At 33.4% G+C, this 25,313-nt stretch carries 22 protein-coding genes, 1 tRNA gene and 1 pseudogene; 8 read left to right on the plus strand and 16 right to left on the minus strand.

Features of this window, described 5'->3' with window-relative positions; all coding sequences use genetic code 11:
* Positions 1–154: 154 nt before the first annotated feature.
* The gene (locus ACQH6S_RS07200; protein ID WP_425360356.1) at positions 155–2,833 is read left to right on the plus strand and encodes a UvrD-helicase domain-containing protein; all 2,679 of its coding nucleotides are present in this window, start codon (positions 155–157) and stop codon (positions 2,831–2,833) included.
* A gap of 578 nt (positions 2,834–3,411) precedes the next feature.
* Here ACQH6S_RS07200 and ACQH6S_RS07205 read toward each other — a convergent pair.
* The 4 genes and pseudogenes from ACQH6S_RS07205 to ACQH6S_RS07220 all read right to left on the minus strand — a co-directional run bounded on the left by ACQH6S_RS07205 (position 3,412) and on the right by ACQH6S_RS07220 (position 7,521).
* Positions 3,412–3,783: a helix-turn-helix domain-containing protein gene (locus ACQH6S_RS07205; protein ID WP_425360354.1), complete on the minus strand. Its 372-nt coding sequence runs from the start codon at positions 3,781–3,783 to the stop codon at positions 3,412–3,414.
* Between the two features lie 199 nt (positions 3,784–3,982).
* Positions 3,983–4,993, minus strand: a complete 1,011-nt coding sequence (locus ACQH6S_RS07210; protein ID WP_425360353.1) for an Rpn family recombination-promoting nuclease/putative transposase — start codon at positions 4,991–4,993, stop codon at positions 3,983–3,985.
* Positions 4,994–5,349: 356 nt separating this feature from the next.
* A complete protein-coding gene (locus tag ACQH6S_RS07215) occupies positions 5,350–6,051 on the minus strand; it encodes a hypothetical protein (protein ID WP_425360352.1) in 702 nt (233 codons plus the stop codon).
* Positions 6,048–7,521: pseudogene (locus ACQH6S_RS07220) on the minus strand (type IV secretion system DNA-binding domain-containing protein). The gene ACQH6S_RS07215 and the pseudogene ACQH6S_RS07220 overlap by 4 nt, the downstream one beginning before the upstream one ends.
* 64 nt (positions 7,522–7,585) lie before the next feature.
* Between ACQH6S_RS07220 and ACQH6S_RS07225 the strand changes: the two are divergent.
* Both ACQH6S_RS07225 and tnpB read left to right on the plus strand, forming a co-directional pair.
* Entirely contained in the window at positions 7,586–8,011 is a 426-nt protein-coding gene (locus ACQH6S_RS07225; protein ID WP_341758053.1) for a hypothetical protein, read from the plus strand.
* A complete protein-coding gene (gene tnpB, locus ACQH6S_RS07230; RefSeq protein WP_341752109.1) occupies positions 7,999–8,352 on the plus strand; it encodes an IS66 family insertion sequence element accessory protein TnpB in 354 nt (117 codons plus the stop codon). Before ACQH6S_RS07225 ends, tnpB begins: the two co-directional genes overlap by 13 nt.
* Here the strand turns inward: tnpB and ACQH6S_RS07235 are convergent.
* From ACQH6S_RS07235 to ACQH6S_RS07265, 7 genes are all read right to left on the minus strand, one after another.
* The gene (locus ACQH6S_RS07235) at positions 8,349–9,458 is read right to left on the minus strand and encodes an IS66 family transposase (protein WP_425364395.1); all 1,110 of its coding nucleotides are present in this window, start codon (positions 9,456–9,458) and stop codon (positions 8,349–8,351) included. The genes tnpB and ACQH6S_RS07235 overlap by 4 nt on opposite strands.
* Before the next feature lie 302 nt (positions 9,459–9,760).
* The gene (locus tag ACQH6S_RS07240; RefSeq protein ID WP_341758049.1) at positions 9,761–10,009 is read right to left on the minus strand and encodes a hypothetical protein; all 249 of its coding nucleotides are present in this window, start codon (positions 10,007–10,009) and stop codon (positions 9,761–9,763) included.
* A 148-nt stretch (positions 10,010–10,157) separates the two neighbouring features.
* The gene (locus ACQH6S_RS07245; protein ID WP_425364468.1) at positions 10,158–10,445 is read right to left on the minus strand and encodes a hypothetical protein; all 288 of its coding nucleotides are present in this window, start codon (positions 10,443–10,445) and stop codon (positions 10,158–10,160) included.
* An 83-nt stretch (positions 10,446–10,528) separates the two neighbouring features.
* Positions 10,529–11,509: an IS5 family transposase gene (locus ACQH6S_RS07250; RefSeq protein WP_094649552.1), complete on the minus strand. Its 981-nt coding sequence runs from the start codon at positions 11,507–11,509 to the stop codon at positions 10,529–10,531.
* Positions 11,510–11,660: 151 nt separating this feature from the next.
* A complete protein-coding gene (locus ACQH6S_RS07255; RefSeq protein WP_425360905.1) occupies positions 11,661–11,900 on the minus strand; it encodes a type II toxin-antitoxin system VapC family toxin in 240 nt (79 codons plus the stop codon).
* 139 nt (positions 11,901–12,039) lie between these two features.
* Positions 12,040–12,279 (minus strand): type II toxin-antitoxin system Phd/YefM family antitoxin, encoded by a 240-nt coding sequence (locus ACQH6S_RS07260; protein ID WP_094648777.1) that lies wholly within the window; start codon positions 12,277–12,279, stop codon positions 12,040–12,042.
* 101 nt (positions 12,280–12,380) lie between these two features.
* A complete protein-coding gene (locus ACQH6S_RS07265; RefSeq protein ID WP_341748984.1) occupies positions 12,381–12,653 on the minus strand; it encodes a hypothetical protein in 273 nt (90 codons plus the stop codon).
* A gap of 220 nt (positions 12,654–12,873) precedes the next feature.
* On the opposite strand from ACQH6S_RS07265, the gene ACQH6S_RS07270 reads away from it, so the two are divergent.
* The 3 genes from ACQH6S_RS07270 to ACQH6S_RS07280 all read left to right on the plus strand — a co-directional run bounded on the left by ACQH6S_RS07270 (position 12,874) and on the right by ACQH6S_RS07280 (position 16,679).
* Positions 12,874–15,240: a Sca4 family protein gene (locus tag ACQH6S_RS07270; RefSeq protein WP_425360326.1), complete on the plus strand. Its 2,367-nt coding sequence runs from the start codon at positions 12,874–12,876 to the stop codon at positions 15,238–15,240.
* 243 nt (positions 15,241–15,483) lie between these two features.
* Positions 15,484–15,560, plus strand: a tRNA-Arg gene (locus tag ACQH6S_RS07275).
* Between the two features lie 138 nt (positions 15,561–15,698).
* Positions 15,699–16,679 carry an IS5 family transposase gene (locus ACQH6S_RS07280; RefSeq protein ID WP_094649552.1) on the plus strand — a complete coding sequence of 327 codons (981 nt, stop codon included), beginning with the start codon at positions 15,699–15,701 and terminating at the stop codon, positions 16,677–16,679.
* A 221-nt stretch (positions 16,680–16,900) separates the two neighbouring features.
* On the opposite strand, the gene ACQH6S_RS07285 is transcribed toward ACQH6S_RS07280, so the two are convergent.
* The 4 genes from ACQH6S_RS07285 to ACQH6S_RS07300 form a co-directional block, all read right to left on the minus strand.
* Positions 16,901–17,707, minus strand: coding sequence for a division plane positioning ATPase MipZ (locus tag ACQH6S_RS07285; RefSeq protein ID WP_094648779.1), 807 nt, complete (start codon positions 17,705–17,707; stop codon positions 16,901–16,903).
* The gene (locus ACQH6S_RS07290; protein ID WP_425360325.1) at positions 17,697–19,208 is read right to left on the minus strand and encodes a leucyl aminopeptidase; all 1,512 of its coding nucleotides are present in this window, start codon (positions 19,206–19,208) and stop codon (positions 17,697–17,699) included. The genes ACQH6S_RS07285 and ACQH6S_RS07290 overlap by 11 nt, the downstream gene beginning before the upstream one ends.
* A 514-nt stretch (positions 19,209–19,722) precedes the next feature.
* On the minus strand, positions 19,723–20,769 hold the full coding sequence (locus tag ACQH6S_RS07295) for an IS110 family transposase (protein WP_425360152.1): 1,047 nt from the start codon (positions 20,767–20,769) through the stop codon (positions 19,723–19,725).
* A 386-nt stretch (positions 20,770–21,155) separates the two neighbouring features.
* Positions 21,156–21,704, minus strand: coding sequence for a disulfide bond formation protein B (locus ACQH6S_RS07300; RefSeq protein WP_094648781.1), 549 nt, complete (start codon positions 21,702–21,704; stop codon positions 21,156–21,158).
* A gap of 134 nt (positions 21,705–21,838) precedes the next feature.
* On the opposite strand from ACQH6S_RS07300, the gene ACQH6S_RS07305 reads away from it, so the two are divergent.
* Both ACQH6S_RS07305 and ACQH6S_RS07310 read left to right on the plus strand, forming a co-directional pair.
* On the plus strand, positions 21,839–23,419 hold the full coding sequence (locus ACQH6S_RS07305; RefSeq protein WP_341759464.1) for a lysine--tRNA ligase: 1,581 nt from the start codon (positions 21,839–21,841) through the stop codon (positions 23,417–23,419).
* Entirely contained in the window at positions 23,400–24,167 is a 768-nt protein-coding gene (locus ACQH6S_RS07310; protein WP_094648782.1) for a TlyA family RNA methyltransferase, read from the plus strand. Before ACQH6S_RS07305 ends, ACQH6S_RS07310 begins: the two co-directional genes overlap by 20 nt.
* A gap of 186 nt (positions 24,168–24,353) precedes the next feature.
* Here ACQH6S_RS07310 and ACQH6S_RS07315 read toward each other — a convergent pair whose 3' ends face one another.
* Positions 24,354–25,292 (minus strand): uracil-DNA glycosylase family protein, encoded by a 939-nt coding sequence (locus ACQH6S_RS07315; protein ID WP_425364469.1) that lies wholly within the window; start codon positions 25,290–25,292, stop codon positions 24,354–24,356.
* Positions 25,293–25,313: the final 21 nt, after the last annotated feature.

Here is a 25,313-nt window from a genome sequence, read left to right on the forward strand (position 1 = left end):
TTTAAGGATAAGTAGACTAATATTTTTAACAATATACAAATTAAAATTTTATGCAGATACACAATACCTACGTAGTTACTATATTGTTTTTATTTTAGGTTGCTTTTAGTTTATTGTTTACTTATCCAAATAACAACCAATTTAAGAATAAGCAGTGTACTCTATACTTTATTATTACAATTTAGATTATAACGGTCTTGAGGTAAAATTTGATAAGGTTATTAAATTTTTACAGGAAGGTGATTTTAAATCAGCAGAAGTTAAAAAGCTGAAACCTACTGATTATTTCAGAGCTAGACTGGATATAACTAACCGAGTATTATTTAAACCTATAAGGCATAATAATCAATATTACTTACTTATTTTAGAAATAATTCGAAATCACGATTACAGTAAATCGAGATTTTTAAAAGGAGGGGCAATAATTGAAGAAGATGTAGAATTTAAGTCATTAGAAATAAATGACCTTGAATTATTGAATGGTAGCCCTACAAACACTTCACCTGTTCGTTTGTTAAATAAATTTATTATCTTTGATAAACAGCAAGAAGATATATTACATTGTAATCTACCTTTGCTTATTATTGGTTCTGCTGGTAGTGGCAAAACCTCAGTAACTTTAGAAAAACTTAAGGAGCTTGAAGGCAGAATTCTCTATATAAGTTTATCTAGCTATCTTGTTCATAATTCACAAAAATTATATTTTTCGTGTAATTATAGTAATAGTAAACAGGATCTTGATTTTTTATCTTTTCGTGAGTTTTTGGAAACTATAGAAATTCCTAAAGGGAAACCAGTTAATGAAAATATATTTTTATCATGGTTCACCAAGCAAAAGGTTTCTGGATCCATAGGAGATGGGCGTAAGCTATTTGAAGAGTTTATAGGGGTAATAGCCGGTTCTTCTAACGAAAGAGCTTACTTAACCAAAGAAGAATACCTAAATTTAGGAATAAAACAATCGATCTTTTCTCAAGAACAACGACATGATATTTATGGACTCTTTCAAAAATATACTAAATTCTTAGAGCAAGAAAACTATTATGATAGTAATATTATTGCTTATAACTATCTTAATTTAGTGGAGGCTACTTATGATGCAATCTTTGTCGATGAGGTGCAAGATTTTACTAATAGCCAATTATCTTTAATATTAAAAAGTCTAAAAGATAATAGTCAATTTTTGTTATGTGGGGATGCTAATCAAATAGTCCATCCCAATTTCTTCTCTTGGTCTAAGCTAAAATCTTTTTTTTATAGTGATACAGACTTAAATACCACTAGTATCACCAGAATTCTTGTGGCAAATTATCGTAATAGCTTAGAAGTTACTGAATTGGCTAATCGGGTACTACGCTTCAAGAATTATCGTTTTGGCTCAATCGATAAAGAGAGCCATTATCTTATAGACAGTACTTCTGAAAAGCATGGTAGTGTTAGCTGTTTAGAAGCCACCTCAAATATTATCAAAGAGGTAAACGCCCGAACATCTAGATCAACAAGTTACGCTATTTTAGTATTATATGAGCATTGCAAGCAGAAAGTCAGGGAAGTCTTTAACACGCCTCTGATATTTACTGTCCAAGAAGCAAAGGGTTTAGAATATGAGAATATAATTCTTTATGACTTTATATCTTCTGAACAAACTTATGCTACTATTAGCAAGGATATGGATCGATCATTTCTTGATACAGATTTTAAATATTCTCGGACAAAAGAAAAAACAGATAAATCCCTAGAAATATACAAATTTTATATAAATTCTTTATATGTTGCAATTACTCGGTCTATTTGCAATGTTTATATGATAGAATCTAATCCAGCTCATAAGCTCTTGAGGCTGCTAGATATTAATCAAATTAAGGAAGTAACTATTGAAGCTAAAGAATCTTCTAGAGAAGAGTGGCAAAAAGAAGCAAGTAAGCTAATAACCCAAGGTAAAGAAGAGCAGGCTAAAGCCATTGAAGATAGTATATTGCAACATAAAGTAATTCCATGGAAAATTATTGATAATCAACAATTAACGCAATTACAGGATGTTGTATTAGTGAAAAAGACTGCTAATAAAAAGGATATAATTAAATTGCTAAATTATGCAATAATCTATTCTAATGTTAGGATAATAAAAAATCTACAAGATATCGGGGTAAAGGCTGCTAACAATCTTCCCAAATGTGTTGCTCTAATGCAGGATGAATATTTCGTTGATTATATTTATAAAAATACTAATAATATCTTACAAAAAGTTGATCAATTTGGTATTGATTACAGAAATGAATTCAATCTTACTCCTTTAATGTGTGCTGCATATATCGGTAAAAAGCCCCATATAGAAACATTAATTTCTTTAGGAGCATCAGTAGATTTAACTGATAATAATCGTCGTAACGCCTTTATGATTGCTATAGCTAGGGCAGTAAGTGATGTAAAATATTGTACCGGGCTATTCCCAGATATTTATGAATATTTAAAACCAGATGCCCTTATAGTCAAAATAAATAACAAACTAGTTAAGATTGAATCCTATAAATCTGAATATTTTTTGTTGTATCTTCTACTAACAAAAATAAGGAATATCACCTGTGTTCAGGATGATCAGCATATAGTATTTAGATCTGGTACTATTGGTGATATGCTGAAGAATATGCCAGAAAATATTGTACCTAAACAACGTAAAAGTGCTGAATATATAAGGAGTATACTTGCCCGCAATGAGGCAAATAGTAAGTATCCTTATAATAAGCATTTATTTACCAGAATAAAAATAGGAGTGTATAGTCTCAATAAGGAATTACAGATAAAACTTAATAATGATTGGCAAATGTTATATTGATATGAATAGCTGAAAGTTTGTAAAATGACAAAAGAGAATAAATCAAAATTAATTGTTACAGAGGAGGCAGAAGGAAATTCACTATAGAAGCTCGGCTACTGATGGTGCTGGAGTATATAAGGGAGTATAGACTTATTTCATGCCATATGCTAAAGACATATGGGTTTTACGATGTTTTTTGCCATTTGAATTGTTGTCTCGGAAAGATGATATTTCTTTTTTACTTCTATCCAAGCTTGTTGGGGATTTAATTTTGTAACCATTATTACTCCTTATTAATTTTGGCAATATTTATGTAGGAATGTGGCATAAGGCTGCAATCCCGTAGGTATAAGGTTTCCAGAGAATAGTTTTCTTTTGTATAGTTTTGAAAGAGGAGACTGCCTACGATAACTAATTAATTATATTTTGAGCTATTTTTCGGCGAGAATAAATATAATTTTTGAAGGAATAGTGTACTTATTTCAAGAAAATCATGTTTATTCGCAGCCAAAAAGAGCCAAATATAGCATTACTTTAGTTATTGCAGGCAACCTCCTAGATACCAATAACTGTATTAGTACTTTCCCCTTACTATGCTACCCTTTAATCAGCGAGTGTATCAATGCATTAACAGCCTGTTGATATTCTGGGTTACGGATTTTCATAAAATTCCTCGACACCTCTATACACAGACGCTGATGCTGAGTTTGGACAGGCTCAATATTTTTAATATCTTCTAAACCTTCATAAAAATAACCAATATTTTTTTCTAATGCCTTAGCAATAAGAATTAGCCTACCTATTGATATTCTATTGAAACCAGTCTCATATTTTTGTAATTGTTGAAGGGTTACATCTATTGTCTTTGCAAGTTGCTGACGTGACAAACCTTTAGCAAGCCTTAGAGAATAGATTTTTTGTCCTATCAATTTATCAATTTTGCTTATATAGTCATTGTTTCTTGCCATAATTAACTCCCCTGGCTTAATATGTGCTAGGTAGATTAATTATATCTAGAAACGACTGGTAGGTTATATCTAACTCATTGTTTAAAGATTCCTCAGGATAAGATAACATGTAAAAGAATGTACCATTTTTTTAACTTTTTTCATGAATCCAATTTTCTTAAATTTGCTCAACGGTACCTAATATTTTTCTTTCAGATACTCATAGTATTTTGCTATCTCCGATATACTCTTTCAATTTATTAATTTGTATTTTAGTTAAGCCAGTAAATTCAATAATTTCATCTAACGGTTTATTTTTAATTAGCATAGTTTTTGCTACCACTTTCATCGCTTCAGCTTTACCTTCAGCTTTACCTTCAGCTTTACCAATCTGGATTCCCTTCTCTTTACCAATTTGGATTCCTTTAGCCTCACCAATTTGTAAACCTTCTAGGACGCCTTCTTCTTTCCAATGTTGTGCCAAACTACCCATAAGCTTTGTACCTGTTTCCTGATTTAACTTACTTATTAATAACTTTTCTAATTCTACCTTATCAGATTGGTTTATTCTTGTCAATGTGTAACACAATAGTAGCTCTAAGTAATTGTAACCAATAGTCACCTTAGTTATTTCAGGTAACATATAAGCTACTTCCTGCCATTTCTTTAGTAGATCGCGTTTCTTGATATGCTTCATGAAAAACTCAAGTATCCCTGACCACATCCTTTGTTTCAATTGCTCATCAGGAATATCATGAACATTAACTAGTTGATAGTCATTGATCCAAGCACTTCTTGCTAGCTTACTGTCTTCAAATAAATCCCATAAGTTCCTTGGAACATTATATTTTTCTGTACCATTAAAAAATATCAGCGGATAAACCAATGGTAACGTCTTGGTCTCAGGATTTAAAGTCAAATATCGATCACAAATATTAATGAAATATTTGAATATTCTGAATGCCATGAAGTGGTCAGGCGAACTTTGGTGTTCGACTAATAAATATAGATACCCATCATTATTATTATCAAATTTTGCCGAAAATAACACATCCGAAATAGAATCTCTTAAATCTAGCTCTATGAAACTGGTATTTTCAATTGTCAAACTAGGGAAATTTACTATATCCTTAATATGTTTAGGTAAATGAGCATGCAGAAATTCATGGGCTACTAGCGGATTCTCCATTGCTTTGCGAAAAATTTTGTCATGCTTTAAACGTTCTGTCATTTTACCTAGCTATTTTAAGAACTCCCATATATTTTGACATAAAAACTTTTAATAGACAATATCATAATTGCCATTTTTAACGATCTTAAGTCCATATGCTAGGAGGCTGCCTGCAATAACTAAAGTAATTCTATATTTGGCTCTTTTTGACTGCGAATAAACATGATTTTTTTGAAATAGGTACACTATTCCTGCAAAAATCATATTTATTCTCGCCGAAAAATAGCTCAAAATATAATTAATTAGTTATCGCAGGCAGCCTCCTAGATTGACAAAATTTAAATTACTCTATTTTGACCATTTTAAGCTACAAATTATAAGATTTTTTTTGAAATAGATGTCAAGTATGATTGCATTTAATCCTTGATTATTTGTGCTTTATTACAAAATTTACCTTGCATATCAAATATTTGTACTACTCCTTCTGTATGAATATCGTGAGCTTTTTCAACCACATATTTTTGCCGTGGTGGAAACCATTGTAATACAAAATAAAGGACTGTGGTTGAGGTAATAATTGATGAGATAAGACTAATTGCTACCATAAAAAAGAAATTTTTACTACGATCAATCCTGAAAAATTCAATATCAGTTTTAATGTTGTTTAAAGTTTGAATGCAGCCATTAATTGCTGTAGTCATTTCTTCTATTTTCAGTTGGTTATTATCTTGAATTGCCCTAGCCACTTCAGGAGCAATAGCTATTATGCTTTTACTTAACTTTTCTGGTATTTTGTTTAAAATGTAACACTCTTCACTAAGCTTGCAAAGATTCTTTTTAAAAGCTTCTAACTGGATACTGATATTATTACTACATTGTTTGGTAGAATCATTAAAAGATGCTAAGATATCTTGTACCTCTCGTTTAATATATGGCAAATCTTTAACAAGTTCCATACATTCGGTAAAGTGCTGGTCTAGTTTATCATAAATTGTAGCAAAATCAGATAATGTAATATTTGATAATGCTTGTTTATTTCTTGGCTTATTTAGATTTTTATTATTTAATTGTACTTGTTGATGCGGCAAATCAACATCATCTGTTATTTTTTTACTCATTGCTTATCCTTAAATGTTTCGTTATTGTTTATTTTAGTCATAGCAACATATTCTTGCCTAGCTTCTTGCCACCAAGGTTGTTCTTCTTGTTGATCTTGTGGCACTTGAGGTATTACTTGCTCACTATCTGTTTGACTTGTCGGCTTATTTGAAATATGAGGAATACTGGTCTCCTGAAGATGATAATTAATAATGGAATTATTATTAGTAGCTCTATTTGCAGCAACAAATCCAGGATGTTTAAGCGGAACATCGGAGGCTATTGGCACTTTAATTCTAGCTATTCTAGCTTTTGGCTCTGGTAGGCTGACAAAACATTCTAAATCTGCTAAAGTAGCAAGATCATTGGTGGTAATCAAAGCTTTACGTTTGGTGCCTTCAGTATAGCTAACACCATCGCGAAACTCATGAGCACCAAAAGAAGTATTTTTTTGGGACGTGGCATATTCCAGTTGCCCAAATATCTCAGTAATAATTTTGGCGGTAGCTGGTTCGTCACTTCTAAAGAGAAACTTAGTAGCATTGCCCAAAGATAGTGCTGCCCTGTAGCATGCCAAAATTATCGAATATTTGATTAATTGATTGAGTTGCACTAAGTATACAACCACCATATTTTCTGGATTCCGATATTAAAGTAGAAAAGCCAGATAAATTGCCTAGAGAAGCTAACTCATCGATAATAAACCACATGCGTCTTTTCTCGTTGATACCTATGCCAATTAAACATGAGATCGCTAGCTCAAATAAACAAGCAATGATAGGCATCGTGACATTTCGCATATCTGGTTTAGTACTTAAAAATAACCAGGCAGAGCTTCCTTGCTGAACTTCAGCAAAATATTCTGTTAGTGAGAATTTTTTCTCAGACTCAAATAACAAATTTAAGGGTTGAGTGCTAGTTGCCAGTACTGATAAAATAGAACTAGCTGTAGTCTTATTATTAGCTGTTAAATATCTAGCAGCTAAGGTACCAGTCAGCCTATTCTTAAGCTTATCCCAGGAAGATAGACTCAACATATTTTTCAATTCGATAATTGACTTGTTGCCCTCTGTTACTAAAACTTGTACACAAGCACAGAAAATGGTGGCAGCACTATTATCCCAAAATGGATCAAAACCACTATTAGTTTTCTTGCCAAACTTAAACAATACTTTAGCAAATTTATCTAACTTTGGATCAAAATATTCTGCCTGTTCTGGATTAGGTATATTACCACTATCAGAGTTAGTGTCAGCCCAGAAATCCCAAGCATGAGATCTCGCATCTAACGGATTAAAAATAATATCTCCCCTATCAGGATTATAGTATCTTTCTATCATTTCTCCTGTTTGATCTACCACTAAGGCTGGTTGTTTAAAGTTTCTGATTTGTGGAATTAGGTTATTAAACAAATTAGTTTTACCAGAACCTGTAGTACCAATAGCTATGATATGTCTGATTTCACTATCTTTAACGTATACTTGCAGCAAAACTGCATAACTTTATCTAATTTTTTTGTTAGTATGAATTTTTTATACATTTGGGTTTCATACTATGCAAATACCATCGATTACTATTGAGCAAGTAGCTCAGCAATTTAAAGCTTGGCGTCAAACTAAAACTAATAAGTTTGATCCTATACCAAACCATCTAAAGGAATTAGTTCACCAATTACTCCATCATTATTCTTACCAAGAGATAGCTAAACATCTTAATATTAATAAAGCAACAATTAGTTCAACTAAAAAAGCCCATGAACCTACCATCAAAACTTCTTCTGTCTCAACTTCAAATCAATCCCTACAACAAAATATTAATTTTCTCCCATTTCAACTAGTAAATTCTATAGATACCGATCCTGTAGCTGCTCCCAAGCAAAATCACTATACTTGTCACATTATTAAACCAAATGGTACCAAGCTTATTATCCAAACACTAGAGCCAAAAACTATAATTCAGACATTTTTATGCTGCAACTAACCCCGGCGTCAGTTATTTTTGTTGCCACTATTGCCATCGATTTTCGCAAGGGTATCGATGGCTTAATCGCTGTTTGTAGACAAAAACTTTCTTCTGACCCTCTTAATGGTTCCTTGTTTTTATTCTATAATAAAAACAGAACTGCCATTAAAATTTTGTCCTTTGACGGTCAAGGCTTTTGGCTATGCTCTAAACGCCTATCCAAAGGTAAATTTACGGCAAAACTTTTCCCATCTGATAATTCATCTTACCAAATTTGTTATAGAACCTTACACATTCTTATTCATAATGGCGATCCTAGTTCTGCCAAATTCTCTAATGATTGGCTTCCTGTCGTTTAAGCTGCTGTCTCGATTAATTCCGTATTATTCATATATCTTGCATAGGCAAAAGGCGTATAATCCTCAGGATGCTTCTTTGCTTTGCTACTATGCTCTTGTAGCCAATTTAAATATTTAAAGGCATTGATCTCGTTCTCACTACAAGTCTTTACTATACTATACAGACCACTATGTATCTCAGCACTATTGATTGTTTTAAAGAATAATGAATTCTTCCTTTGTAAAATAATGGTACGCAGTGATCTCTCAGCCCAATTATTATCAAGATTGCTAACTGGGATTTTTAAAAATTGGGTCAAACCTTCTTTATTATTTATCCAATATTTCATAGCTTGTCCAAGCCTACTATTAGGCTCAACTTTCTTGTCGTTAAATAATTCGTCTATTTTGTTATATATGTTTTCTATATATTTACTGCTATGTTCCTGATGATACCCAAGTTTCTCTTCAGGACTCATCTCTTTACATTGATGTTCATTGTGGTAAATCCCACGTGTTTGTTTGAGAAAATATCCGCATTCTTCAGGGTAATATAGTTCATTTTCTGTAAATTTTCTCTGACCATGTGACAAACAATTGATCATCACTATTATTGCCAGTAATTCTTTATCTGCTTCTGATAATACCGGGTTATTATTGTTACTTGCGTCAGTCATTAATTGGATAGAATCTGTTCTATTCTTACGATTCTTTAGTACGTTACCTATATTTTCTCCACCATGCCTATTACCGGTAAAATATAAAACTATTACCTCATTATTTGCAGTCTTAGCACATATTGTAGTAGTATAACAGCTGCGTCCTTTCTTATTTTGAGTACGTAATTTTTTATTGGCTATAGTAATTTCTAAAATCCTAGCTCTAGTATCATCAAGGTTCAGTGAACTACATTCGGCAGCCATTTCCAATAATACCCCGTAAATTTCAGCTCCACCACCTTCTTGCCAAACATCTAAATATTGTTGCCAGAGCGAGCTGTATGCTATAGGAACCCCGCTTAAACTCTGTAGCCTAGATAAACGGTAGAAAGGAGTACCATAGGTCTTTTGTAACACTATTGCACTTCTGCTACTATTTGTCCATTTGTTGATATTTTTATTGTTCATAACTGTATAATCGCAAGCATTACAGCGTAACGTTTTCTTTACATATCTGTTGACTGTAATTGGAGCATTACCTGTAAATTGTAGCAATTTTCTAGCTTCACTATTATATAGTTTGCCATTATAGCAGTGAGGACAGCTATCACCACTACAAAAATTCTCAGGAGTTAAATAGCTGGTATTCGCATCCTTATAATCATCAAACCCATATTTACCTTGCCAATTACTACGATCTATCTTTTTGGGCTTATCGCACTCTCCTTCATTACCACCATTCCCGTTATCAGATTCACCTGGCGGTTCTTTTAATGAATCTGAACTATCTTTTTTTTGTGATCTGCCTTAAAACCAATCAGCATTTCCTTAAGCTTATTTATACTGATATTTGATGATGCTAGCTTGTCTATTAGCTCGTTACAAAATTTCACAAGCTCTACTATCGTTTGCTGTTCATCTCCCGTTAATGAACTTTCCTTGACATGCTGTATTAGTTCTTCTCGTTCTTCAGCACTTAAGGTCGCTACTTTTGGTTTTTTCATTTGATTAATTATCATTATTATTAATATTTCAAATATTATAATATGACTGCTACTTTTTCAACTAGTTTTTTTATTAATCTGTTTTTTATTAATCGGTGATATTTGCATAGTAGAAATCCAAATTTATACAATAAATTCATACTAGCAAAGAAATTAGATAGTGTTACGCAGTTTTGCTGCAAGTATACTCTTTAACAAGTCGCATATCACCTACAATGAATTTACTTGCTTTATTAGCTTTATTTAAATAATTAGTGATTTCTTTGGAAGATTTGATAGTACTACCGCTGATTTGTTTTTCTATTGATACAGACTTACCAAATTTTGTCCAAAGTAGGAAAATTAGTACAAAAATACCAAACATCAGCCCAAGACAAAATAATAACTCAACTTTGATAAAATTAACCAGATGATAATAATTCTTACTAAATTGCTGAGAAGTTAAGATCACTTCCGGATTAATATTACGCCTATATAAACCGGCTTTGTTGCATGAATCAGATTTTGAAAGTGTTGTTTAATTTTTGTCAAAAATCAGGCAAATTTTTTGGTATCCGGCATGCCGAGTTTTGTCATGATATTAAGAATATTAGCAGCTACTTTACTTTCGGTTTTTTGGTTTAAAAAAGTTCTAGATTTTAATTTGTTTCCTATAATTGATTTGTAACGGTAGATAGCGTTTTCTGCTTTGGCTCGCCTGCCGTAGTTGGTATGTTTTTGCCATCGCTTTCGTCCTTGTTCCATAAGACGAATATTGTCTAATCTTAATTTAGAGTCATCGGGCATTTCTGCTCTGAACCCTAAGTTTGGCGGTACTACTGCTTTTATAGGAATTTCATTACCATGTTGATTCTGATGGGCGATTAATGCTTTGTATGTAGAGGGTTGGTCATATGCTCCGTCAGCTAGTACGGTATCTATTGGACTATCAATTTCCTCAAGTAATGTGCCTATCGTAGCACAATCACTAATATTGTGAGTCGTTAATTCAGAGCTTGCAATATATCCGTTTTCATCAACAGCGATATGAAGCTTTCTCCACGATTTCCTTGCTTTCAGTGCGTATTTTTCTTCCTGCCACTCCTGCTCGCCGTAAATCTTTATACCGGTACTATCGACGCAAAGCGTTACGGGATCACGATTTGCCCTACGGTGCCGTGACACTTTAAGTTTTTTTGTTCTTCTTGAAATAGTAGTATAATCAGGCGTTTTGAGCTCGAGATTCAGCAGTTTTATAATTGATTCTACAAAACCTTCGGTTTGCCGTAAATGCTGTTTGTATACTAATCCAAGCCTCACGCATGTCTCAATAGCAAGATCGGAATAGATCGCTTGACCGCCCCGCTTCTTATGTACGGATACGGGATTATTCCATTTTGCTACCGCTTCCCCTGAAAACCAAATTATTAGACTACCACGATTTTTTAATGATTGATCGTACTCACGTGAATTACTGATTTTGTATTTAGCTCGGGCAAATTTATGACGATAAGGATATTGGTGTTTGTTCGGCATATTTACCTTAAAAAAAGAGGATATCTTAACTCCTTAACTTTACTATTTCCACTGCTTTTTTTATTTATTCAAAAACTCGATTTACTCCAAATTCCGATTCATGCAACAAAGCCTATGTTATTAACCACCAAAATATTAGAGGTTTGATGACTTAAAATTTTATAAACTCTAAATCATATCTTAGTATTTCGGAATCCTTTGTAACTAAAGGCATCTTTTCAAATAAACTTTGTGCAATAAGCATTCTGTCAAAAGGATCTCTGTGTAAAAGTGGAATATTTTCTAATTTCAAGATATGTTCCGGAGTAACATTTAGTAATTCATACCCACATTCTTGTAACTGAAGTGCAAATGCATCAGGTAAGATAATTTTTCCTAGTGATTTTTTTATTTGTAATTCCCATAAAGAAACAACACTAGAAAAATAATGTTATTAACATCGGTAAGTAATTTAGTAATTTTAGGGGGTAATTTTTCTGGTTCAGACAATGCCCATATTAAGGTATGAGTATCAAGTAATAATTTCGCAACTAGTCCTTTATCCCTAACCTTGTTGCCATTTCTTCAGACCATTTGTCAAAATCTTTAGTTATTTTAATTTTATCTTTAAATATCCCAAGCCTATTAATAGATTTCATAGGATTATATTTAATGATTTTAGCAATTGGTTTCCCTGCTCTTTCAATAATAACCTCTTCATTTTTGTCTTCTACTTCTTTTAGTAGAGATGACAAGTGAGCTTTTGCAGAAGTAATGTTTACTGGATACATAAAGTTTGCTCTACTGTTTACTAAGATTAATATTAGTTCAATTAAACATGTTTAGCAACTATAATTAAGCAATCCAGCAGGGCGATTTAAAAGTCGCAACTTTAAGTTGCCATAACTTTAAATAGTTTGTATCTATAATTATTAAAATTTTCTCTGGTTTCAGTAATTTTGTTTGAAAATAAAGTTATTACAGAAATAGTTATTGCCCGGAGTAATGACATTACCAAGGGAGCCTTTCCTATACTTATAGTTGACTTATCTTCCCCAAAAACTGTATCTTTGACCCAATTCAAATTATTCTCACATGACCAATGATTCTTATTGAACTTTAGCAAGCTCTTTGGATTAAACTTGCTTCCGAGACTTGTTATCATAAACACATTCTCTTGTTCATAGCTATTAGTTTTATTTTTCTTATCTCGCTCTCGGCTAATTTTACATATTTGTTTGATCTGCCGAACGAAAAAAATAAGCAATATCGCAAAAATAATGAAAATAGCTATTAGTGGAGCATAAAAATCTGTTATATTTATAGATATAACCGAATTTGCAATAGGTTATATCAAATTCAGGTTAACTAAGTAGGGATAATAAATGTCAGAATTTACCAATTTGCAATATTACAAAAAAAAGGAAGCTGGAGCTAATGAAGCTGGAGAATTAGGTGGAATATATAGTAGCCAAAATGATATTCTGTTTATGATTAAAAAGGAAAATAAAGCTGAAAAAAATATATCAGAGTTTTTGGGTTCCCAAATTTTTCAAGCAACAAATCCAGAGCATGGTGCCAAAGTTTCGCTCATTGTACCTAATCATCTTACCGAAAAAGTAAATCAGCAAAGAGGAATGCAAAATGATGGGTCTGAAGTATATGTGCAATCTGAGTTTTTTAAACATTACAGTGGAGACATGTATGTAGACATGGATAACCGTATGTCTACAAAAACTAAGCCAAGCTGTTGGTTGCGAACAAAAGAAGGAAGACCATTTTTTATGGGAACAAGAGAGTTATTGTCAAAAACTTTAACTAAAGCTTTTAAAGAACTTCATTATAGTGATTTTGATAAAATAGCTCCAACTAGCTTATTAATAGGCGATTTTGATATTCATACAGGTAATATAGGAGTTGTAAGAGATCCTAACAATTCTACTATCCCTCCTAGACTAGTTAGGTTAGATTTTGCTGGAAGTTTTGACCAATTAGATGATGAGATACGTCCACATTCTTGGTCTAGACATCTACCCTTACTAGGACCAACTAATCATTTTAGAGAATTTCCAAGTACCCTAAAGTATAATGATTTATTTGTAAAAGGTTTACTTGATACTGCACAAGTTGATTTAAACAATACTATTGACAATAGCTTCGTTGAATTATCAAAATATTATAGTGATAAAGCCCTAGCAAATTGGGCAAAAATGGCAATGAGCCAAAAATTTAACAATATATCTCCAGAAAATATAAAGATTGCTGATATTAAAGATGCTCTTAAAGAAACTATGCAAAAGAGACAACAATCATTAAAAGAATACGGGTTGCAAATTAAGCTCGGTCTTTTAGTAACAAGGGGAAAAATTAATAAGCCAGAATTAAAAAAATTAATCAATGAACAGTTTGATTATTTTAGTAATATAATTGATCAAAGCAAAAAACTAAGACTAAGAAAAAGAACTAAAGAAAAATATATAGATTATATTTTAGGTAATAAAACTCGAGAAGTACTGTTAATTAAAGAAATAGCTCAAATAGTAAAAGAGCAAAAAAAAGCACTAACAAACCCTACTTTAGAAAGAACTGATCTATCTGTACCAATATCTATAGTCAATTCAGGAGGATTGGGTAGCAGGAGCGATGGAGCGACGCCTATAAGTAATAGGCAAGCGACGAGTGACGACGTTCCCAATTTCTCATCAATTGACTATAAAAAAGCACTAGATGTTATGCATATTAGTGATGCGATAACAACAACTACTGAAACTCAAGCTACTGAACAGACTGCACCCTACAAAGTAGCTCCATCTGAAATAGTACCAGCCATAGTAGCCCCGATTAAAGTAGATTTGGTAACATTGGCTTTTAGGCAAGAAATTATTGCTAAACAACAAACAACATTAAAAAACATCCTTGCTGAAGCAAATATTACAGCAATCTCAGTGGCTAATCTTGCTATTAATTCTCAGCAATTTAAAGAATTTGTAGAAAATAACAACGAATTAATACAAAAAACCTGGGCTAGCTCTATTACAAAGAGTACTGTGACTCAAGCAATGAATGATGAAGTGCAAAGCTATGCAAAAATCCACCATGCTAATAATTTCAAACCGTTAACTTGGAGCAATCAAACACCAATAGACAATACCACTGATACCAGGTCAAGGGTTATTAAAGTCAAAGATGAAGAATTATTTAAATTAACAGAAACTAAGGTTAAAACCTCTACTAAAGTAATTTTAGAAGATGGAGTAACGGAAACAGAGATTAGCAATTATCGCAATATTAATTTGCCATTAGCCATCAAACCATCTGGTACAGCAGTGCATCTTTCATTTCCAGTGCAAAATGAGAAAGGTGAAAATATTGAGGTCTCAAAGGCACTTTATTTTACTACTCACTATAACGAGCAAGGAAAACTAGTAGAAATAACCAACCCATTATCATTAAAGTTTACCAGTGATGATAAAAATGCTATGGGATATATACAAAGAGGGAAGCATATTTACACTATCCCGGTGACCAAGGGTCAATATGAAGCAATGCTACAAGAAGTAGCAAAGAATCAAGGATGTAATATCAATATATCGCAAACTATTCCCTCTGAGGCAAGTGACTTGCTAATACATAATAGTGAATTAAAGCAAATTCAGAGTAACTTAAAACGTCATATAACCAATACACCAACTAAGATAATATCATCAATGCCCAAGACATCATCTCAACAGCAAATTCGTAATAGAACTTGAAAATAATACAGTTAATTTTCTTCAATCAATCATGGTTATGTTAAAAAATTATTATTTTTTACACTTGAAAAAGATAATCTTAGCTGATATAAAACAAACAGCTTTGTATCTATAGTCAAATGCTTTGAAGAATTATTTTTTGAAAATATATTGCTTTTGAGATTTAAAGAATTATAAAAATGAATGACAAAGAACTGACCATGATATTTGTAAAAAGCAATTCTTGAAAGCTTGCGAATATACGCACCCTTAGCTCAGCTGGATAGAGCAACGGATTTCTAATCCGTAGGTCAAAGGTTCGAATCCCTTAGGGTGCGCCATTCTTCGATTTTGGTACATTTTACGGGCTTTGTTGCATGAATCGGAATTTGGAGTAAATCGAGTTTTTGAATAAATAAAAAAAGCAGTGGAAATAGTAAAGTTAAGGAGTTAAGATATCCTCTTTTTTTAAGGTAAATATGCCGAACAAACACCAATATCCTTATCGTCATAAATTTGCCCGAGCTAAATACAAAATCAGTAATTCACGTGAGTACGATCAATCATTAAAAAATCGTGGTAGTCTAATAATTTGGTTTTCAGGGGAAGCGGTAGCAAAATGGAATAATCCCGTATCCGTACATAAGAAGCGGGGCGGTCAAGCGATCTATTCCGATCTTGCTATTGAGACATGCGTGAGGCTTGGATTAGTATACAAACAGCATTTACGGCAAACCGAAGGTTTTGTAGAATCAATTATAAAACTGCTGAATCTCGAGCTCAAAACGCCTGATTATACTACTATTTCAAGAAGAACAAAAAAACTTAAAGTGTCACGGCACCGTAGGGCAAATCGTGATCCCGTAACGCTTTGCGTCGATAGTACCGGTATAAAGATTTACGGCGAGCAGGAGTGGCAGGAAGAAAAATACGCACTGAAAGCAAGGAAATCGTGGAGAAAGCTTCATATCGCTGTTGATGAAAACGGATATATTGCAAGCTCTGAATTAACGACTCACAATATTAGTGATTGTGCTACGATAGGCACATTACTTGAGGAAATTGATAGTCCAATAGATACCGTACTAGCTGACGGAGCATATGACCAACCCTCTACATACAAAGCATTAATCGCCCATCAGAATCAACATGGTAATGAAATTCCTATAAAAGCAGTAGTACCGCCAAACTTAGGGTTCAGAGCAGAAATGCCCGATGACTCTAAATTAAGATTAGACAATATTCGTCTTATGGAACAAGGACGAAAGCGATGGCAAAAACATACCAACTACGGCAGGCGAGCCAAAGCAGAAAACGCTATCTACCGTTACAAATCAATTATAGGAAACAAATTAAAATCTAGAACTTTTTTAAACCAAAAAACCGAAAGTAAAGTAGCTGCTAATATTCTTAATATCATGACAAAACTCGGCATGCCGGATACCAAAAAATTTGCCTGATTTTTGACAAAAATTAAACAACACTTTCAAAATCTGATTCATGCAACAAAGCCAATAACATATACGCCATTGCGAACCCATGTAATGGTCGAAGCAATCCATATGACAATTTATGGATTGCCACGCTCACATATGTTCGCTCGCAATGACGTTGACCACATACGATTTTTAAACTATCCGGTCTAAAACCGCTTCCTCTTCTAACTTTCAACAGTTGTGCCTCATATACCAAGAAAGTTTAAAAAATCTCGCAATTCTTGACGAGCAGCTACATGAGATATACTAAGTGTTTTACCATGATTAGCTGTTGTTAAGTCAAGTAATGTTAGCCCTTGTAAAAATAATTCCCGAAAAATTACTCTTTCACTAAAGCCTGGAGCAATCTTAAAGCTAATTCTTTTTGCTAATTGTTCAAGAGCAGCTCCCACTTTTCTTTTATTTAATGCATCCAAGTTGCTTAATCGATTACGCATAACAATCCAGTTAATTGTCTCGCCATTACGATTAGCTTTCTGCATCTTTTGCTCCCAAATCATTTGACTATAGATTGATGGGGCAATAATTGACAAATTGTCAGCGTTAACTTTGGCTAATACATCAAAATCAAGAAAACTGTCGTTAATTGGAGTAATTACCGTATCAGCATAAGAATGGGCTAATCTAGATAAGAAAGAGTAGCTTCCTGGCGTATCGATTACTAGATAATCAGCATTTTTTGTCTGTTCAATTATCTGTTCAAACCTAGTTCTTTCGTCCTCTTCTTTAAGTGCAACGACTTGTTCTTGACTTTCAGTCAAATGAAAATGCTGAGAAGTTTTAACCGTATTGTCCGGGTTTTTTAAATTGTAATCATCTCTGTTCTTTAAATAATTTGTTAAAGACCCCTGACGTGAATCAGTATCAATACTAGCCACCGTATAACCATTATACAATAAACCGGTAATTAGATGCATGGAGCAGGTACTTTTACCAGCTCCACCTTTTTCAGCCCCAAGTACAAAAATACGATTTGTTTGATTATTTTTCATAGTGATCTTGAATAAATTGATTAAGAAGTCTTACACCATAACCTACTGCTCCTCTAGGACCAAGGGGATTACCTTTTTTATTATAGGCAACACCGGCAATATCAAGATGTGCCCAAACCATACCTTCTTTAATAAAATTCCCTATAAACTGAGCTGCTGTACAACTACCAGCGGCTCCAGGAACGTTACCAATATTAGCAAGATCAGCAATGTCTGACTTTATCATCTCATCAAAATCTTTATGTAGAGGCATACGCCATAATTTTTCATTAACTTTATTGCCAACATCTATTAGCTTACCAGCTAATTCATCATTATTGGTAAAGCACCCAGCATAAGTTTTACCAAGAGCGACAACAATAGCTCCAGTAAGGGTAGCCAGATCGATTACACATTGAGGCTTAAACTTTTCTTGAGTATACCAAATTGCATCAGCCAAGACTAACCGACCTTCTGCATCAGTATTATCCACCACCACTGTTTTTTTGGACATAGTGGTTACCACATCTCCTGGTCGTTGAGCATTGCCTGAAGGCATATTTTCTACCAGACCAACAACCCCGACCACATTAACTTGTGCATTACGACTAGCCAAAGCCATGATTGCTCCAACTACTGCAGCTGAACCGGCCATATCATATTTCATATCTCCCATATTGGCTGCTGGTTTAATAGAAATCCCACCACTATCAAAAGTAACCCCTTTACCAACAAAAGCGACAGGTGGGGTATCATCATCCAAGCCATTATATTGCATTACTACAAGTTTGGATTCATTTTGTGAACCTTGTCCAACACCAAGTAAAGCTCCCATACCAAGATTTTTCATTTCTCTTTCACCGATAATGATAATTTCAACTCCTAGCGGTTCAAGAAGTTCTAATATTTTTTCAGAGTAAGATTGAGGAGTTTTTATATTGGCTGGTTCATTTATCATATCTCTGGCAAAAAATACTGCCTCAGCTAATGATCTTTTATCATTAAACAATTCCTCTGCTTTAGACTGATCATCTATAGAAATCTCAAGAGAGTCTACAACAAATTTTTCTCCTTCACTTTGAGTAGTTTTGTATTTATCAAATCTATATGAAGCAAGCAAACAGCCGCTAGCTATAAGAGAAGCAACAATAGCTGGTTGATGTTGTCCGATATTATGAGAAATTTTTATGCCAATAGTACTAATTTTACTGCAAGTACTACAGGATAAGATTCTTCCTCCAAGCTCTTCAATGCAAGAGGTTGTTAATTTTGTTTCATCACCGGTGCCAACCATAATTAAATATTTTATTTCTCCATCCTTAGCGATAGAATTAACAATTTTAATTTGTCCAAATTTTCCAGTAAATAGTAATTTATTTTGAATAGTTTTAGAAATTAAACCATGATGTTGTTGATCAAGTAATAATAAATTACTGTCTAATTTCAGCTGTTCACTAATAAACACTATAGTTGCTTGATTATTTGATAATTCCTTACTGATGAAGTTAATGTTATTGAGCATAAATCCCTCTTATAATTTAATGGTCTAATTCTATTGATGTATGTTTACTTTGCAAGTATAAAAAATCCTATATAGTCAATATAAGTGATTATTTGAGTATACTATAAAATTTTCTTCCACTAAGTGGAAAAGTGATTAATTTTATATAGTAGGTTGTTTGAAGGAAATTTGAATATATCCGAGTCACGATATCTATCTTTAAACGCAAAATCTGTCATATATGGACGAGTGAATTTGTCAACAAAGAAAATAAAAAAATAGAGCCACAAAGGAAGCGGTCATATATTCGGCATCAAGTGCCATAATGGTTTCTGCATTCTTATAAATATCCTTGAGTGACCTCTCATTCCCACGGCTTCTAGAGCCTCGACATAATTACGGATTTTATTCAGAATACTTATTCATTAACTCTTTAACTTTCGTTCTCTTTATTGTTACTATTCTTTACTCACAATATTTATCAATTACCAATTTTTATTTAGTTGACATAGTTTCTTCTTTTTTTCCAACTAAACTAATTTGCAACATATTCGCTACCATTGGTGACTACTGCATAAGCAATCCTTGCTAACTTATTTGCTAAACCAACACATATAATATTATATGATTTATTTTCAGCAAATTTCTTCACTGCCCACTGCACTAGTTTATCTTTTGATTCCTTATCACTTTTTGCTCTTATTGCTATTGTCCTTGCGGCTTGAATCAACATAGTTCTGGCATATCTATCTCCTTGTTTGGTAATCCCTCCTAAAACTATCTTATCTCCTGAGCTATGTTGTTTTGGTACCAAACCAAGCGAAGCAGCAAAATCCCTCGGGGTTGGATAACTTTCCATTGGGGCTACACTCAAACAACTAGCATTGATTGCTCCAATGCCAAAAATTGTCTGCAACCTAGTAGCTTTCTCACTTTGCTTATTATTGCTGATAATCAGCTTTTCTAAAGTTTTTTCTTTGTCATATAAATCCTCAATTTCTTTACATTCTAAAAGTAAAATTGACCTTATCCCAGAATTTATATAACCTTTACTATACGCTAACTCTACCTCCAGCCTACATGATTTGCAAAATTTATTTTTACTTAATTTTGTATTATAGCCATATTCACATAAACTTGATATTGTAGAATTAGTTTTTTGCACACGATCTCTGATCGTATTACTTCTAATTTTATGCAAGAATTTTATATCTTGTTCCTCCTTGCTTTTTAGTAGCACAGTTTTTAATTCTGGATCACGAGCCGCTTTGCATATTGCTAACGCATCGTTATAATCATTTTTCTGTTTCGATGTAGCATAAACTTTTACATCTTTTTTTTTCATTAGTTTGACTTGCAAACCAAGCTTAGCAATTTCCTGTGACCAATAATTAGCTCCTCCACATGCTTCCATAGCTACCAATGAACTTTTATCGAGATTGCTTAAATAGGCTATTAACTCATCTCTTGTAACTTTTTGGTAACCTATTTTTTTGCCATTTTGATCGACTTGCATCAAGTGCATACTATTTTTTGCTAAATCTATTCCTATTATAGTATTTTTTATGCTATTATTTATCATGGTATGGACCTATTAATTAAATTATTATTTAATTTGGAGCAGCTGAAAACTATTTTTCAGCTGACTCCGTACAAGTAAAGCATATTTCGCTTCACTCGTCCATACCATCATTCCCGCTTCGGTGCGGAATCTAGTAAAGTCGTCATTGCGAGCCACCATAGGTGGCGTGGCAATCCATTTTTAATCACTTTTCTGGATTGCTTCGTCGACCTACGGTCTCCTCGCAATGACGGTTTCTCAATTATTGTTTTCTTGAACTGACACTTATGCAATCTTCCTCGTAATGATGTTAGTTTACTATGACTAAAACCTTCTCGAGTTAGCTATATAAAATATTTAAAAAATTATTATATTTTTTTAAATTTATACTTAGTGCTAGTCAAATTTTATTCTATAATGATATTGTTTTCAGATATAGGAGGCTGCCTCTTAGGATAAAACCAAGTAAGGAGTACACCAAATAATAAAGAGAGATTTAGTAACAAATTCCATTCTGTCATCGATATGCCAAATAATTTAACTGTTGCTTTGGTACAACTCGTGATCGGTTGGCTATAAAATATCTCTTTAATATCTTGGATTGATAAGTGTTTAGGAATATGGATTAAAGTTGAACAAAGAACACTTGGATTAACTATTCCCCTTTCTACGGTACTATGATAGCCTGCTAATATGCAAGCACCTAATAAATTTAGAGTGATAAAAAATAAAGTATATTTGCTTATTTTTTTAATAATTAATGCTACAACTGAAATCTTGATGATAAATAAATATGGGAATCTTTGATAAATACATAAAGGACAAGGTATAAAATGTAATATATATTCAACAAAATAAGCTAAAGATAAGGCAAAGATGCATATGCAAATTAGGGTTATATGTAAAATTCTAAAGCTATCTTTACGAAAAAAATGTACAATAGAAGGAATAGTCATAAGTAAATAATAATTTTTAATCGGTTATTGTCTAAGAATATTGTAAAAAACTCAAGAGATATATTTATAAATTTACAAAAAACCATGTATATTTATAATCTTGGTAAATCGAATCAAACTTATGGATATTATAGATGTCAGAACTAGAAATTTTAGAAGATGCGGTTAAATCAAACGCTTGGACTTTTTTAGAAGCAAAAAGAATATTAGATCAATTGGGCGGCAAAACCCCAGCTAAAGGCTATGTATTATTTGAAACGGGCTATGGACCGTCAGGGTTACCGCATATTGGTACATTTGCAGAGGTTGCTAGATCTATAATGGTGCAAGAAGCGTTTAAACAACTATCGAATATTCCAACTAAGATGTTTTGTTTTTCTGATGATATGGATGGTCTGCGTAAAGTTCCAAGTAATATCCCCAACCCTGATATGGTGGCATTGCATATTGGCAAACCTCTGACATCTGTGCCAGATCCTTTTGGTAAGTGTGAAAGTTATGGGCATTACATGAACGCCAAACTTCGCTCATTCTTAGATAAATTTGGCTTTAAATATCAATTTGTTAGTAGTACAGAATGTTATAAATCCGGTTTATTTGATCAGATGATGCTAAAAGTCATAGACAAATATGAGGAGATAATGGCTCTAATGTTACCAACCTTTCGAGCCGAAAGAAAAGCAACCTATTCGCCTTTCATGCCGATTTGTCCCAAAACCGGTATTGTCCTGCAAGTACCTATTAGCAAAGTTGATCGTTTAAACGGCACTATTAGCTATCAAGACGAAGAAGGAAAATTGGTTGAAGTTCCTGTGACCAAGGGGCATTGCAAACTACAATGGAAACCTGATTTTGGTATGCGTTGGGCTTCGCTACAAGTTGACTATGAAATGTATGGCAAGGATCATATGACTAACGCCAGGTTATACTCTGGAATTTGTCGAATTTTGGGTGGCATTGAACCAGTACAATTTTTTTATGAATTATTTCTTAATGAAGATGGAGAGAAAATTTCTAAATCTACAGGCAACGGTATTACAGTTGATCAATGGCTACAATATGCCCCTATGGAAAGTATGGCATTATTTATGTACCAGAATCCAACAAGAGCCAAACGTTTACATTTTGATGTAATACCTAAAAATGTTGATGAATATATTACGTTTAATAAAAAATATCATTTAGAAACTGATCAAGTAAAGCGTTTTGCTAATCCAGTACACCATATTCATCATGGGAATGTGCCTATTATCGAAACTTTTGGCATTAGTTTTAGCCTATTGCTCAACCTAGCATCAGTTTGTAATCCGGAAGATAAATCGGTACTTTGGGGATTCATCAGTCAGTACGCTCCAGATGCGACACCGCAAAATGCTCCGTACCTTGATCATTTAACAGATTTTGCCATTGGTTATTATAATGACTTTATTAAAGCGAATAAGTGCTATTTAACGCCTAATATTCAGCAAAAAGTTATCTTACAAGAAATTAGCACTATGTTATCTTCTTTACCAGTAGATAGTACTTCCGAACAGATTCAGGAGAAAATTTATGATATAGGTAATAATCATGGTTATCATAATTTGCGAGATTATTTTAAAGAATTATATCAAATATTACTTGGTCAAACTGAAGGGCCAAGGCTTGGGTCTTTTGTTAAACTTTTTGGTATTCAAGATACTATAAATTTGATTGATGAAAAAAATAAGGCTTGACCAGCATTTAGTAGAATGCCAATTAGTTGATGATATTAACATCGCACGAAGCTTAATAATCCAAGGCAAAGTATATGTTAATCAGCAGCAAAATACTAAACCAGGTACGGGAGTATCAATTGATACTCGTGATATTATTATAAAACGCCCGATACATGATTATGTATCACGAGGGGCGTTAAAATTAATTGCTGCTCTAGACCATTTCAATATTGATCCACAAGGGCTGATTTGTCTAGATATAGGCTCTAGTACCGGTGGTTTTACTGAGGTTTTGCTTCGTAGAAAGGCTGAAAAGATTTTTGCGGTAGATGTCGGATATGGTGAACTACATCATAAACTGCGTAATAACCCTAGAATTTCAGTAATTGAAAGAACTAATGCCCGGTATTTAACAATTGAGCAAATTAGTTTGCCACCAGATATTATCGTTTGTGATGCCAGCTTCATTAGCCTTACTACCATATTACCCACTGCATTTGGTTTAGCAAAAGATAATTGCCGTCTAATTGCCTTAATTAAGCCGCAATTTGAAGTGGCCAAGAATGAGGTCGGGAATGGTGGTATTGTTAGAAGCCAACTCTTACATCAAAAAGTATGTGATAAAATTCAACAATGGCTAGAATCAAATTATAATTTTAACATATTTGGGGTAATACCCAGCCCTATTCTAGGAGCAAAAGGCAACCAGGAATTTTTAATTTATGGACAACGTAGCCCTGGTATTCCTATTACTATAGTCAATTGATGAGAAATTGGGGGCGTCGTCGCTCAATGCTCGCCTATTATTTATCATAGCAATTATCTTTACATGTAGATATAGTCAATTCAGGGGAATTGGGTAGCAGGAGCGATGGAGCGACGCCTATAAGTAATAGGCGAGCATTGAGTGACGACGCCACCAATTTCTCATCAATTGACTATAATTGGAGAATTAATGTGTAATTGTGATGTTTGCATTGATATATTCCTGGATTTTTATTAAATCATACCAGATGGTTTTTTTCTGCATTGGTTGTCTAAGCAGATAGGCAGGATGGAAGATAGCAGTGGTTTTAATTGGTTTGATAAGATACTGATTGGTATATAAATAATATTCTTGTCTGATTTTACTTATACCAGCATTTTTGCCAAGTAAGCTAGTTGCCGCAACATTTCCCACTAAAATAATTAATTTGGGATTGATTAAAGCGATATGTTTTTCCACAAAAGGTCGGCAAATATCTATTTCTTCTTGTGTTGGTTGACGGTTGGCTGGTGGTCGCCAAAATACTGTGTTAGTAATATAAGCATTATGTTTTCTTGAAATATTGATAGAGGCTAAGACATTATCAAGTAATTTACCACTTTCACCGCAAAATGGTATACCCTCTGCATCTTCGCTACTACCTGGTGCTTCTCCAATAAACATGATAGAACTTTGTGGATTGCCATCAGCAAATACGGTTTTATTAGCTAATTTCTTTAAACCGCAACCATTAAAATCCATTAATAGCTGTTTTAATTCTTCTAAACTGCTAGCTGAATTAGCCAAAGACCTAGACAACGAAATGATGTTATCCTGCTTCGGTGCGGGAGCTAGATTTCCGCCTACGCGGGAATGACAATTTACTTTTTTTGTGTCATCCCTGCGAAGGCAGGTATCTATACTAGATTCCCGCCTACGCGGGAATGACAAGGGTAGGGTGGAATGACCTGGAATCGACAAGGTGTCATCCCTGCGAAGGCAGGGATCTATACTAGATTCCCGCCTATGTGGGAATGACAAGGGTAGGGTGGAATGACCGGTAATAGCTGATTTTGATAAATAATAATCTATACCAATCGCTTGTAACCATTTTAGTTGGTTGATTTTTTTTGTTAAATGAGTCATGTTATTATTTTAAAATATTTT

The sequence above is a fragment of the Candidatus Tisiphia endosymbiont of Mystacides longicornis genome, assembly GCF_964031095.1.
Lineage (GTDB): Bacteria > Pseudomonadota > Alphaproteobacteria > Rickettsiales > Rickettsiaceae > Tisiphia.

Bases quoted from the DNA above. Each gene is read 5' to 3' on its own strand.
- ACQH6S_RS07205 (WP_425360354.1), bottom strand. From the start codon at position 3,783: ATGGCAAGAAACAATGACTATATAAGCAAAATTGATAAATTGATAGGA.
- ACQH6S_RS07210 (WP_425360353.1), bottom strand. From the start codon at position 4,993: ATGACAGAACGTTTAAAGCATGACAAAATTTTTCGCAAAGCAATGGAG.
- ACQH6S_RS07215 (WP_425360352.1), bottom strand. From the start codon at position 6,051: ATGAGTAAAAAAATAACAGATGATGTTGATTTGCCGCATCAACAAGTA.
- ACQH6S_RS07225 (WP_341758053.1), top strand. From the start codon at position 7,586: ATGCAAATACCATCGATTACTATTGAGCAAGTAGCTCAGCAATTTAAA.
- tnpB (WP_341752109.1), top strand. From the start codon at position 7,999: ATGCTGCAACTAACCCCGGCGTCAGTTATTTTTGTTGCCACTATTGCC.
- ACQH6S_RS07235 (WP_425364395.1), bottom strand. From the start codon at position 9,458: ATGAACAATAAAAATATCAACAAATGGACAAATAGTAGCAGAAGTGCA.
- ACQH6S_RS07240 (WP_341758049.1), bottom strand. From the start codon at position 10,009: ATGATAATTAATCAAATGAAAAAACCAAAAGTAGCGACCTTAAGTGCT.
- ACQH6S_RS07250 (WP_094649552.1), bottom strand. From the start codon at position 11,509: ATGCCGAACAAACACCAATATCCTTATCGTCATAAATTTGCCCGAGCT.
- ACQH6S_RS07260 (WP_094648777.1), bottom strand. From the start codon at position 12,279: ATGTATCCAGTAAACATTACTTCTGCAAAAGCTCACTTGTCATCTCTA.
- ACQH6S_RS07265 (WP_341748984.1), bottom strand. From the start codon at position 12,653: ATGATAACAAGTCTCGGAAGCAAGTTTAATCCAAAGAGCTTGCTAAAG.
- ACQH6S_RS07270 (WP_425360326.1), top strand. From the start codon at position 12,874: ATGTCAGAATTTACCAATTTGCAATATTACAAAAAAAAGGAAGCTGGA.
- ACQH6S_RS07280 (WP_094649552.1), top strand. From the start codon at position 15,699: ATGCCGAACAAACACCAATATCCTTATCGTCATAAATTTGCCCGAGCT.
- ACQH6S_RS07285 (WP_094648779.1), bottom strand. From the start codon at position 17,707: ATGAAAAATAATCAAACAAATCGTATTTTTGTACTTGGGGCTGAAAAA.
- ACQH6S_RS07290 (WP_425360325.1), bottom strand. From the start codon at position 19,208: ATGCTCAATAACATTAACTTCATCAGTAAGGAATTATCAAATAATCAA.
- ACQH6S_RS07295 (WP_425360152.1), bottom strand. From the start codon at position 20,769: ATGATAAATAATAGCATAAAAAATACTATAATAGGAATAGATTTAGCA.
- ACQH6S_RS07300 (WP_094648781.1), bottom strand. From the start codon at position 21,704: ATGACTATTCCTTCTATTGTACATTTTTTTCGTAAAGATAGCTTTAGA.
- ACQH6S_RS07305 (WP_341759464.1), top strand. From the start codon at position 21,839: ATGTCAGAACTAGAAATTTTAGAAGATGCGGTTAAATCAAACGCTTGG.
- ACQH6S_RS07310 (WP_094648782.1), top strand. From the start codon at position 23,400: ATGAAAAAAATAAGGCTTGACCAGCATTTAGTAGAATGCCAATTAGTT.
- ACQH6S_RS07315 (WP_425364469.1), bottom strand. From the start codon at position 25,292: ATGACTCATTTAACAAAAAAAATCAACCAACTAAAATGGTTACAAGCG.